Annotated in this window: 7 protein-coding genes and 1 pseudogene; 6 read left to right on the plus strand and 2 right to left on the minus strand. The window is 63.1% G+C overall.

Annotated features, from left to right (window positions below):
• Positions 1–53: 53 nt before the first annotated feature.
• A pseudogene (istA, locus tag AX708_RS17680) lies at positions 54–728 on the minus strand (IS21 family transposase); the annotation flags it as partial.
• Between the two features lie 108 nt (positions 729–836).
• A complete protein-coding gene (locus AX708_RS17685; RefSeq protein WP_066529510.1) occupies positions 837–3,311 on the minus strand; it encodes a winged helix-turn-helix domain-containing protein in 2,475 nt (824 codons plus the stop codon).
• Between the two features lie 167 nt (positions 3,312–3,478).
• Between AX708_RS17685 and AX708_RS17690 the strand changes: the two genes are divergently transcribed.
• Genes AX708_RS17690 through AX708_RS17715 form a run of 6 tightly spaced genes read left to right on the plus strand, consistent with a single transcriptional unit; the run spans position 3,479 to position 8,668 of the window.
• On the plus strand, positions 3,479–3,814 hold the full coding sequence (locus tag AX708_RS17690) for a hypothetical protein (protein ID WP_067490518.1): 336 nt from the start codon (positions 3,479–3,481) through the stop codon (positions 3,812–3,814).
• Positions 3,815–3,844: 30 nt separating this feature from the next.
• A complete protein-coding gene (locus AX708_RS17695) occupies positions 3,845–4,588 on the plus strand; it encodes a hypothetical protein (RefSeq protein ID WP_066529506.1) in 744 nt (247 codons plus the stop codon).
• Between the two features lie 2 nt (positions 4,589–4,590).
• The gene (locus tag AX708_RS17700; protein WP_066529503.1) at positions 4,591–5,514 is read left to right on the plus strand and encodes a hypothetical protein; all 924 of its coding nucleotides are present in this window, start codon (positions 4,591–4,593) and stop codon (positions 5,512–5,514) included.
• Positions 5,511–6,245 (plus strand): hypothetical protein, encoded by a 735-nt coding sequence (locus tag AX708_RS17705; RefSeq protein WP_067490521.1) that lies wholly within the window; start codon positions 5,511–5,513, stop codon positions 6,243–6,245. The genes AX708_RS17700 and AX708_RS17705 overlap by 4 nt, the downstream gene beginning before the upstream one ends.
• Positions 6,242–7,117 carry a hypothetical protein gene (locus tag AX708_RS17710; RefSeq protein WP_067400364.1) on the plus strand — a complete coding sequence of 292 codons (876 nt, stop codon included), beginning with the start codon at positions 6,242–6,244 and terminating at the stop codon, positions 7,115–7,117. Before AX708_RS17705 ends, AX708_RS17710 begins: the two co-directional genes overlap by 4 nt.
• Positions 7,118–7,174: 57 nt before the next feature.
• Positions 7,175–8,668, plus strand: coding sequence for a hypothetical protein (locus AX708_RS17715; RefSeq protein WP_067490528.1), 1,494 nt, complete (start codon positions 7,175–7,177; stop codon positions 8,666–8,668).
• Positions 8,669–8,895 lie beyond the last annotated feature (227 nt).

The raw sequence follows: 8,895 nt of genomic DNA on the forward strand, positions 1-8,895 counted from the left end.
GGTCTCCTCTGAAAGCAGTTACCACGGCCGAGCACAAAATTTTAAACAGTCTCATAATGACTGGCCAGCGCTGCGAACCGCGCGTTGACCTGCCGCGCCTTGCCAGTGCCGACCTTGTCCACCGCGGTCTTCATGTTGTCGAAGATCCCACGGTGCGGAACACCGCCCAGAACCCGGAACGCCTGCGTCAGCGCATCGAACAGCATCTCATGGGTCTGCAGCGGATAAGCCCTGACGATAAAGGCCTTGCTGTGCGTCAGCTTGGTATGGGCCGCCTGCAGCTTCACACGCTCGCCGCCGAGAACCGCCCAGTCCTCGCTCCAGTCAAACTGGAACGCCTCCCCCGGCGCAAACACCAGCGGCACGAAGGTCCCGCGTCCACTGGTCTGCTGTTCATATTGCCGCTGCGCCTTCCACGCCCGCGCAAAAGCGGCAACGCGCCCGTAAGAACCGTCAAATCCCAACACCACCAGATCGGCGTGCAACTGCTTCACCGTGCGTCGCTGTTTGCGCGACTTGGCAGCCTCGATCCGCAGCCAATGCGACAGCTTCTCAGCAAACGGGTCCAGCTTGCTGCAACGCTCGGGAACCCGAAACCGCGGCTCTACCGCGCCGCTGCGCAGATACTTGCGGATCGTGTTCCGCGACAAGCCAGTGCGCCGCGCGATCTCCCGGATCGGCATCCGGTCTCGCAGATGCCAGCGACGGATAACACTCAGTAACGCCATGTCGATCACTCCTGTCTCCCTCGCTGCTCACAGCAAGGAACGGGTCAAAACATGGGTCAAATCTCAACGAAAACTCACCACCCTCCCGGGTCAAATCTCAACGGAAATCTACAACTCGGAGGCAAAGTAACGGATCACATGCGTTAGCGGATAGTCAGCGCCGAAAGCTTCTTGTGCTGTTTCCAGTGCATCGCGTGCAACTTTCAGGCCCTCCGTGCGCCGCGCGGTCAGGCAACGGGTCGAGGCATAGTCTATCTGCCCGGCGAGTGCCTGATGCGAGGCTGGGCCGGCCGACGCTGCTGCCCCCTGCCACACGCGCTCGGCTTCATTGGCCGCTTCATCATATCGGCCCAGAGCTGCCATGCTTTCGAACCGGGTCGACCGCAGGGCCAGAGTGAACCGATGCTGCGGCCCGAGACGTTGCTCCATCGCCGCCAGCAACGGCGCACTGTCCCTAAGCGCGGCGTCATGCTCGCCGAGCATGGAGAGCGCGTTGAGCCAGTGCTGGCGCGTTACCAGCGTATCCGGGTGGTCAGCGCCGCGCACACTCACCGATTCCTTGATTGCTGCACGTGCAATCGGTTCCGCATCCTGTGCCCGGCCGAGACGCATCAGGGTAAGCGCGAGCGATGACTTGATCTTCAGCGCCTGAGTGGGCGAAGCCGCGTCGGGATCGCTCCTGACAATGGCTGCAGCGCGCCGGAACGCCCGTTCGGCCAGCGCCAGATCGGCCATATAGCCATAGGCGCCCTCGGCCTGCGCAAAGGCAAACCCGATCCTTCCTCGCTCTCTGCGTTCGGCGAGGCGGTTTCTTTCGGACTCCAGCAAGCGACCCGCTTCTTCAAGCCGGTCGGGCTGACCGGAAACGCTGTTCATATGGATGAGAGCCAGCCGGCCGAGCGTAGCATCCTCGCTTTCGGTCTCTTTTGCCTGCGCAAATAATGCCTCGCTCCTTGCAAACTCGGCGCGTGCCTTGTCAAAGTCGGCCCTGCCATAAAATGCGCGCGCAAGCGCGAGGTGCAGGCGTGCCGCAATGCCGGGATCGTCTGCATAGCGACGGTCGATGTTTGCACTGGCACGGCTGATCGCCTCGACGACGGTCTCATCAGCGCCGCCCGCGCGGGCAGGATCGACACTGCCCAAAACATCTTCGGCCACGAAATTGTAACTGGTGTCGGCCAGGCTCCGAGCGGCGATCGCCTGATTGCGCTGGGACCAGGCATAGGCGCCGAATGCACTGCTTGCGATCAGGCCCATGGCCAGACTGCCTACGGCCGCCTGCACCCAGGGCCGGCGTTGCAGCCTTCGCGCCTCCGCTTCCTGCTGAGCTGCAAATTGAGCAGCCTGACGCTCCAAGGCAGTGGCCTCTTCACGGCGCTCAGCCAATCGTTCCAGCCGCAACGCCAGTTCATCCGCGCTCGCGAAACGCAGCTGAGGATCGCCCCTCGCTGCTCCGGCGATATCCTCGCGCAGAAGCGGATCAGGCACGTCAGCCTCCCAGCCCGGTGCCAGCGCACGATCAAAGTCGCCCACCACCAGCTGATAGAGGATCAGGCCCAGCGCATAGATATCGCTGCGGATGGTCGGCGTTGCATCGCCGACAAGCTCAGGCGCACGATAGGCAAGAGTACCCGAACGCGCGTTGTCCGTGTCGAGACCGACCTCCAGAAGCCCCGGATTGGTGATCCCGAACTGGTCGAGCACCGCCCCGTCGAGCAGTCGCCCACTGCCGAAATCGGCAAGTCTGACGATCATACCGGTCTCCCCGGCATCGATCAGGATATTGGCGGGTTTGAGATCCTTGTGGAGCACCCCCAGAGCATGCACCGCCGCGAGTGCGCGCGCGATCCGCGTCGCCACGGCGAGGCGTCGGTCAAGGGCAATGGCGGGTAGCCCGCCAGCATCCTGTGCCCACTGCAACAGATCGCGTCCCCCATGGGCATATTCGAGAAAATAAGGCGAGGTTTCGAAATTCCATTCGAGCAGCGCAGGAAGCGGGGCGGCAGACCCAAGGCCGGCAAAGACCACGCGCGACAGCGCCGCCTCTCGCTTCAGCGCGCGCAGCCGGTCGGGCGCATCGGCAAACTTGAACACCCGCTGCTCGCGGGTCTTGTCATGGCCAGCGAGCCACACATCCTCGCCGCCGCTATCCCCCAGCGCGCGCACGAGGCGCCATTGCCGCCGCCCCGGCACCGCATCGCCCGGCGCAAAGTTGAAGCGCGGCAAAAGCGGAGCATCGACAGTTTCAACCTCGACCTTCGCGATCAAGCGATAGCCCACGCGCGGCACTGTCTCGATTATGCTGTCCTCGCGCTCGCCAAATGCCTTGCGGAGTTTGGAGATTGCTGTCGGGAGCGACCCCTCGACAACCGTGACTTCGGGCCAGACCGCATCGAGAATCTCGTCCTTGGTCACGACCTCGCCTGCGCGCAGCAACAGCTCGTGTAGGACTTCGAGCGGTTTGCTCTCGAGCGTTACCGGCCGCCCTTCGACCCGCAGCTCCCAGCCGGCCTCGTCGAACTCGGCACCGGAAAACTTCCACAGTCGCCGCCGGCGCCGTGATGAAGAACGGCTTGCTGCCATGCGCCTCCCCACTGTGTCTGGACCGACTTTAGAAATTCTTGAGACGCCCTTCAAGACCCACTCGCCCAGCAGGCGTACCCAGCATCCGAAGTAAATCGGTCGGAAGGCCTATGAGGATGGCAATGGCACAAACTGGGCGAAGGCATCTGGCTGCGATCGGACTTGGCGTGACCTGCCTCGCCCTTGCCGCGTGCGGCCAGTCCGAGTTCGCGGCAATGATTGAGGGCGAATGCCTGTCGAGCGGTCAGAACAGCGACTGCTCATGCATTGCCAAATCCCTCGATGACGGGCTGCCCGATCACCTCAAGACCGCATTCCCCGCGCTCCGCTGGCCGCTCAAGCCCCGCCCCGAAGATCGCGAAGCGGTGAACGGATCGCTGCTGCGCTCCGCCGGGGTGGATCCAGCCGACCGGCAGGCGGTGCGATCGATCCGCCAGGAATTCAAGGAACGTATGCACGCCTTGAATGCGCAGACCCGCCAGCTTTGCGGCGGTCAGATCTGAACGCGGCGACACCAACAGGGGAAACACATCATGAAAGGCAAGATACTGGGTTTCAACCAGAGCGAGGGGTCCGGTGCGATCACTGCGGAAGATGGTTCGCGGCACCGGTTCCTGACCGAGGACTGGCGCGGCGAAAAGCCACCCGCTGCGGGCATGGCAGTCGACTTCGAAAGCGAAAGCGGCACTGCCAAGGACATTTACCCGATCGGTGGCGTCGCGCTGGACAGTATCAAGGTTGACCTCTCGGGCATTGCGGCAAGCCCGGAAGGGTCCAGGGTTGTCGCCTTGTTCACCCACTCCCTGGCAACGCCGCTGGCACTGGGGGTGCTGCTCGCCTGCTTCATGACCGCGCTGTCGTCTCCGGTTCAAAGCGCCACCCTGCTTGGGCTGGGACAGATCGTGAACCAGCTATCAATGGCGTCTGCTGCGGGCGGGATGATGGGCGCCGATACATCAGACATGGAGGCGATGCAGGCGCTGCTAACCCTGCGATTTGCAGCGCCGCTTGCCGCGCTGTGGCTGATCAGCGTGGCTTGGCGCGGCAAAAGCGAGAGACTGCCGCTGCTGGCAACCGGCGCTGCGGCGATCATCGCGGCACTGCTGGTGGCGGGGCTGCGATCGGCGATCCTGTCGATGGCGCCTGATTTCCTGCGCGAACAGCTCGCCGCAGGAATCGGCCTCGGCCTCGGCGTGTGGCTGCTCTTCCTTCTTGGCGGCGCGCTGATTGCCGCAGGCCTCGGCAAAATCCGCAATCCGCTCACGAAAGGGGAATGACGATGGCTCGCAAATACCTGCTCTCCGCTGCCATGATTGGTGTGCTTTCAGCCTGCAACAGCGCGAGCTCCGATCCCGCCGCGCCGCCACCGGAACGCGACCTCGCCGCCGACGAGGGTCCGAACGGTGCGATGACTTATTATGGTAAGAAGATCGAGGTCGACTGCGACAGTGTCTCGATCCCGCCCCGTCCCGATGGCAGGCCGGTCGACGATTTGCGCGGCTTGCGGCTGGGGGTCCCGCTCGAAACCGCAATCCGCTTTGCCCAATGTCCCAAGGGCGAGCAAGCCGACAGCGTGATGCTGGAAGGCGACGGCCCCACCCTGCGCCGCGATCAGGCCGGGCTGAAGATCCGCAGCTTCGTTCGCATTGCCACCGGTACGCACAAGCCGCGCTGGGGTGCGACCGATGTGCTCAACTATGACCCCCGTACGAAACTCGAAACCGTCGATGCGCAGTGGAGCCTCTACGCCGACGGCATGCCCGGGCAGGAAAAGGTCTATGCCTTGTGGCTCGTCCAGCCCTTTGCACAAGGCGATCAGCCGACGATCGCGTCCCAGGTCGCCGCGCTAGAGGGCAAGTATGGCAAGCCCAGCCTGACCGGGGATCGCGGCGAACTGTTCTGGCTGTATGGGCCTGACGGCAAGCTCCTGCCCGAGTTCGACCGCGAAAAGCTGCGGCAGTGCAGCAACGGCATCGCCATCTATGGCACGCAGATGAACTGGCGCCCGGATTGTGGCCTGACGATCGTCGCACAGGTCGATCGGTCTTATGATAATCCGCAGCTCGCCCAATCGGTGCAAGTCGCGATGATCGATGCTGCGGCCTATTACGATTACGAGGTCAACCGCTTCCCTGCCGAACGCGACGCCTTGCGCGCGAGCCAGGCCGGACAAGCGAACGCCAACAAGGGAGCCGAGCTATGACGCCCGGCACGATCAGGACCCGGTTGCTTGCCATGACCGCCGGCCCGTTCCTGCTTGTAGCCTGCAACAACAGCGCGCCGGCTGCTGATAACACCGCCACTGAGGCCGGAAGTGGGGAGGCGACGAATGACACCACGGCCAGCACTTCGGCTGCTCCTGTGTCGGCACCCGTGAACTGCGATCGGTTTGCCGACAATCTGACCGAACGCGACTGGGCCGTGGTTTATTACGGCATGACCGGCCTTGTGCCGCCGCGTGAGCAATGGGCGGACGAGGCACTCGTGTCGATCGACCGTTCGCTTGGCGCGGAGGAGGCCTGGAAGCGCGCCAATGCGCAGGTCGATGCACAATGGACAGCGATGAAGGACACGCGCTGCATCACGCTGCGGACCGGAGCCAATCCGGGCGAATATGATCCAGGTCTTGGCGGCATACCTTTCGGTGCCTTCGCCCCCGATGCCTATTTCCCGGTCGGCGAGAACACCACGCCGGTCAGCCTGACGTTCCGCAACGCCGGTGCTGCACGGGTGTGGAAGATGGCACCCGATCGCGCCGCCGCGCTTCGCGCAGACAGCTGGTGGAACAGCGCGAGCCTGGTCATCCGCGCCCGTCTGGTGGCGGCCCGGCCAAGCGGCAATGGCGGCGCGATCGAAGCCGAGATCGTCAGCTTCGATCTTGAGCCGCCGGAATACAGCCGGGCCGCGCGTGAAACCTTCACGGTGTCACCATGATGTGGCTAAGGCTTGCGGCGCTGGTGATTGGTGCTGCCGCGCTAAGCGGCGCGGCCCCTGGCGACAAGAAGATCGAGCTGCTTGGCATTCCGATCGGTGCAGACCTGGCTTCGGCGGAATCGATCCTGGCGGCGCGAGGATATTCGCGCCAGACGCGTGCGAACTATTGTGACAATGGCCGGTTCTGCGAAGCCCCGATCACGATCGAAAATCTGCCCGGCACACGTTTTGTCAGTGCACTCCATGGCTGGCGCGATCAGCCAGGCAAGGAGGAGAGCTTCAACTTCCACTTGACGGCACCGCCAGGCGAGGCGCGGGTGTGGTCAGCCGGTCTCGAACAGCGCTTTGGCGACTGGTTCCAGCCGAGTGCCGCCGCTCCGCTTGCATCCGACATTCTCGCCGAAGTTCGGACCCGTTATGGCCGCTCGACCTATGAAAGCGGGAATCTCACCGATCCCTCTAACCGCGGGTCCAGCCTGTCGATGGTGTGGGTTTGGGACAGCAATGGCGGGCTCTATCGCTATCCCGATCTCTCCCGGTCGCGCTGGCCCAAGGGGTTGCTGGAAACCCGTGACAATTGCCAGACAGCCTTCGCCAAAGCTGCCGTCCCGCCAGGTAAGGGGACAGGCGGCGGAACCGGCAACGCGGCCGCTATCAACCCTGAACCCTTCCTCCTCGCGCGAAAGGGAAACTGCGCGCTCATGATGGAGGCGGAGCTCTCGCAGACCCGGGGAAAGCTGCACCGCCTCCATATCCGGATCGTCGATTTCAGAGCGGGACACGATGCGCTGTTCCACACCACACGGCTTGTCAGCGAGGAGCGCGGCAGAGCCGATGCACAGCGTTCACGTAGCAACCAGCCGGATTTCTGAGCAGCCTCACCAGCTTCGCAAGACAGCATTCTGCCGCCAATCAAGGAGCAGCATCCGATGATCCGTCGCACCGCTATGGCCGTATTGCCTTTCATGCTGCCTTTCAGCGTGCTCGCCCAGAGTTCGACTGCCGCGACGCAGTGGCCAAAAGAGGTTCAGGCCATCTTTGAGGAGTACAAGACCCAATGCCAGCAGGCAGGCGGCAAGTTCGTGCCCGATCGCGCGAATTTCGCGCGTCAGATCGAGGTCACGGGCGACGGCAAGCCCGACTGGGTGGTTGAGCAAAGCGCCTTTGCCTGCAAGGTCTCCCAGGCGCAGATGGATGCAGGGAACGTCCCCGATACCGGATCGGGGTTTTGCGGCACGGCGGGCTGCCAGATCATCATTCTGGGCTCGGGTCGGAAGGGCCTTGCGCCGATTTTCGAAGGCCTCTTGCGCAATGTGACGCCCGTTGATCTTGGCGGCGGGCGCAAGGGGATTGAGACATCGGTTCATGGCACCGCCTGCGGCGGAGCGGGCGCAGAGGTCTGCATCGAAACGCTGGCCTGGAACGGCAAGAAATGGACTGTCGTCAAGCGCTACCGCTGGACTGATGCCGACTACGAAGCTCAACAGCAGAGCCAGGCCGCACTGCTCCCGGTCGAGGAGTTCCGCAATCACGAGGCAAAATGGACCTTCAGTGGCCGCCCGAGCAGCGCCGTGGCCGAAATCCGCGATCACCCCGAACTGGGAAAGCTGAGCCTGACGTGCCGACCGGAGGGCGGGATTGATCTGGCTGTTACCCCAGGCCAGACATCGATGCCTTTCCCACCCGCCGGGCAGCCACTGCTGCTATGGTTCGAAGGTTCGATGGATGGAACGGTTGCCGATCAGCCATTGGCGCAGGTGCCGGGAAAAGCCGGCTGGAGCGGACCACTCGCGCCGGAACTGGAAGCCTTGCTCGGGGGAAGCGATGACGGACTTACCCTCCTCGTCAGCATCGATGGCGGGGCGGAATGGCAGGAACTGGCCTATGTCTCGCTCGCAGGGTCCACAAAGGCGTTGCGGTCGCTGCAGACACAATGCCCCGCTTCGAAGCGACCGGATCCATCAATTGCGGCGGCGGGAACGGCCCTGAAGCCATCTGACTTATCCGTCGGAACGCCTGACAGCGCCGCAGCCGCAGCACGCATCCCGCTGGCGGTGGGCTACTATGCCTATGTCGAGGGTACATTCTCGACCTGCGCCAATCCTGTGATCACACCATGGTACTTCGATGGCACGCGCTTCTGGGAGGAAACCGACATCACTGACCCGAAGCACGAATACTCAAGCCAGGCCGTAGCATGGGAGATGGCCGGCAGGGACCGCTTCCGCATTTCCTACCGCAACCGCGATGAAGATGGCAGATGGAGCCCCGGTGTCACGATCAATGAGTATCTCATCACCGGCCCGCGATCGTTCACGTTTGTCGGCGTGGTCGGTTCGTCAATGCGCGCAAGCGAGAAGCAACAGTTTTGTACTGCGGCCCAGTTGCCCGCCAAATCGCTCTGGTACAAGGTGGCCAAGTGAGGGCGGGGGCAGTCGATCGAACACCTTACGTCGTAATCGGTCAAAATCTGCCGTTCCGCCACTCGATTCGAAGTGGCAGGAAAGTCCCGAGGCTGTGTAAAAACGCCCGAATATGCTATGGTTCTCCCGTGTTTCGGGAGGCTTTGGAATGGGTCGTTTCGTCCAAGGGGAAATTAGCGTCCGCGCTCGTGGTGTAATTTCGGGTGTAGATTGAGGTGATCGCATGG

The sequence above is a fragment of the Erythrobacter sp. CCH5-A1 genome (genome assembly GCF_001557115.1).
GTDB lineage: Bacteria > Pseudomonadota > Alphaproteobacteria > Sphingomonadales > Sphingomonadaceae > Erythrobacter.

Bases quoted from the DNA above. Each gene is read 5' to 3' on its own strand.
- AX708_RS17685 (WP_066529510.1), bottom strand. From the start codon at position 3,311: ATGGCAGCAAGCCGTTCTTCATCACGGCGCCGGCGGCGACTGTGGAAG.
- AX708_RS17695 (WP_066529506.1), top strand. From the start codon at position 3,845: ATGAAAGGCAAGATACTGGGTTTCAACCAGAGCGAGGGGTCCGGTGCG.
- AX708_RS17700 (WP_066529503.1), top strand. From the start codon at position 4,591: ATGGCTCGCAAATACCTGCTCTCCGCTGCCATGATTGGTGTGCTTTCA.
- AX708_RS17705 (WP_067490521.1), top strand. From the start codon at position 5,511: ATGACGCCCGGCACGATCAGGACCCGGTTGCTTGCCATGACCGCCGGC.
- AX708_RS17710 (WP_067400364.1), top strand. From the start codon at position 6,242: ATGATGTGGCTAAGGCTTGCGGCGCTGGTGATTGGTGCTGCCGCGCTA.
- AX708_RS17715 (WP_067490528.1), top strand. From the start codon at position 7,175: ATGATCCGTCGCACCGCTATGGCCGTATTGCCTTTCATGCTGCCTTTC.